The sequence below is a fragment of the Paenibacillus wulumuqiensis genome (assembly GCF_000971965.1).
Taxonomy (GTDB): domain Bacteria; phylum Bacillota; class Bacilli; order Paenibacillales; family Paenibacillaceae; genus Saccharibacillus; species Saccharibacillus wulumuqiensis.
Genome location: NZ_KQ040794.1, coordinates 1 through 2,224, shown reverse-complemented (window position 1 = coordinate 2,224; position 2,224 = coordinate 1). Strand labels below are relative to the sequence as shown.

At 54.2% G+C, this 2,224-nt stretch carries 1 rRNA gene; it reads right to left on the bottom strand.

Annotation, left to right across the window (positions count from 1 at the left end):
• Nucleotides 1–2,224: ribosomal RNA gene (locus WH45_RS04960) — 23S ribosomal RNA — on the bottom strand; the annotation flags it as partial.

Below are 2,224 nucleotides of genomic sequence, written 5' to 3'. Positions count from 1 at the left end.
TTGGATAAGCCCTCGACCGATTAGTATTGGTCAGCTCCATGCATTGCTGCACTTCCACCCCCAACCTATCTACCTCGTCGTCTTCAAGGGGTCTTACATACTGGGAAATCTCATCTTGAGGGGGGCTTCACGCTTAGATGCTTTCAGCGCTTATCCCTTCCGCACGTAGCTACCCAGCGATGCTCCTGGCGGAACAACTGGTACACCAGCGGTGCGTCCATCCCGGTCCTCTCGTACTAAGGACAGCTCCTCTCAAATTTCCTACGCCCACGACAGATAGGGACCGAACTGTCTCACGACGTTCTGAACCCAGCTCGCGTACCGCTTTAATGGGCGAACAGCCCAACCCTTGGGACCTACTTCAGCCCCAGGATGCGATGAGCCGACATCGAGGTGCCAAACCTCCCCGTCGATGTGGACTCTTGGGGGAGATAAGCCTGTTATCCCCAGGGTAGCTTTTATCCGTTGAGCGATGGCCCTTCCATGCGGTACCACCGGATCACTAAGCCCGACTTTCGTCCCTGCTCGACTTGTAGGTCTCGCAGTCAAGCTCCCTTATGCCTTTACACTCTTCGAATGATTTCCAACCATTCTGAGGGAACCTTAGGGCGCCTCCGTTACATTTTAGGAGGCGACCGCCCCAGTCAAACTGCCCACCTGACACGGTCCCTGTACCGGATTACGGTACCAGGTTAGAACTCAGATGCGATCAGGGTGGTATCCCAACGGCGCCTCCAAGGAAGCTTGCGCTCCCTCTTCGTAGGCTCCCACCTATCCTGTACAAATCGCACCCCAGTTCAATATCAAGCTGCAGTAAAGCTCCATGGGGTCTTTCCGTCTTGTCGCGGGTAACCTGCATCTTCACAGGTATTAAAATTTCACCGGATCTCTCGTTGAGACAGCGCCCAAATCGTTACGCCATTCGTGCGGGTCAGAATTTACCTGACAAGGAATTTCGCTACCTTAGGACCGTTATAGTTACGGCCGCCGTTTACTGGGGCTTCGGTTCATAGCTTCGCTTGCGCTAACCACTCCCCTTAACCTTCCAGCACCGGGCAGGCGTCAGCCCGTATACTTCGCCTTGCGGCTTCGCACAGACCTGTGTTTTTGCTAAACAGTCGCTTGGGCCTTTTCACTGCGGCCCCCTCGTGCTATTCACACTACCGGGGCACCCCTTCTCCCGAAGTTACGGGGTCATTTTGCCGAGTTCCTTAACGAGAGTTCTTCCGCGCGCCTTAGAATTCTCTTCTCGCCCACCTGTGTCGGTTTGCGGTACGGGCACCTGCTTCCTGGCTAGAGGCTTTTCTTGGCAGTGTGAGATCATGACCTTCGCTACTGTAATTTTCGCTCCCCATCACAGCCTGGCCTTGGAGTGTGCGGATTTACCTACACACCAGCCTCACTGCTTAGACGGACATCCATCAGTCCGCGTCACTACCCTCCTGCGTCACCCCATTGCTCATAACGGCTTTCGGTGGTACAGGAATTTCAACCTGTTGTCCGTCGACTACGCCTTTCGGCCTCGCCTTAGGTCCCGACTTACCCTGAGAGGACGAGCCTTCCTCAGGAACCCTTGGGCTTTCGGCGGATCAGATTCTCACTGATCTTTTCGTTACTCATACCGGCATTCTCACTTGAATTCTGTCCAGCGCTCCTTACGGTACACCTTCAACCTAAATTCAACGCTCCCCTACCCCTGATGCATTGCATCAAGCCATAGCTTCGGTGGTGTGTTTAGCCCCGTTACATTTTCGGCGCAGAGTCACTCGACCAGTGAGCTATTACGCACTCTTTCAATGGTGGCTGCTTCTAAGCCAACATCCTGGTTGTCTAAGCAACTCCACATCCTTTCCCACTTAACACACACTTGGGGACCTTAGCTGATGGTCTGGGCTGTTTCCCTTTTGACAATGGACCTTAGCACCCACTGTCTGACTCCCGGAATAAAGTCTGCGGCATTCGGAGTTTGACTGAACTTGGTAACCCTTGCGGGCCCCGCATCCAATCAGTGCTCTACCTCCGCGACTCACCTTCCGAGGCTAGCCCTAAAGCTATTTCGGGGAGAACCAGCTATCTCCGGGTTCGATTGGAATTTCTCCGCTACCCCCACCTCATCCCCGCACTTTTCAACGTGCGTGGGTTCGGACCTCCAGTACGTGTTACCGTACCTTCATCCTGGACAGGGGTAGATCACCCGGTTTCGGGTCTACGTCCACGTACTAAT